General features: G+C 62.2%; 1 protein-coding gene. It reads right to left on the bottom strand.

Going from position 1 to position 278, the window contains the following annotated elements; translation table 11 throughout:
• The coding region (locus ACYP2A_RS22810; RefSeq protein ID WP_459748212.1) for an AMP-binding protein at positions 1 to 278 on the bottom strand (278 nt) is incomplete at both ends.

Raw genomic sequence — 278 nt, 5'->3', positions numbered from 1 at the left:
CCCTTGGGCTTGCCGGTCGAGCCCGAGGTATAGATCACATAGGCCAGGTTTTCAGGTCGAGTGAGGTTGACCGGGTTGGCATCGCTGTAATCCGCCAGCCAGTCAGGACCGGCCTCCAGGATCACCGTCTGCACGCCGCCTTCCAACACCGGCAGTTGTCCTTGCACATGCGCCTGCGTCAGCAGCAAGCGGATGCCACTGTCTTCAACCATGTACGCCAGGCGGTCCTGCGGATACTCAGGGTCCAGCGGCACATAGGCGCCACCGGCCTTGAGGAT

The sequence above is a fragment of the Pseudomonas sp. 3A(2025) genome (assembly GCF_054589175.1).
This window is presented reverse-complemented; position numbering and strand designations above follow the sequence as displayed.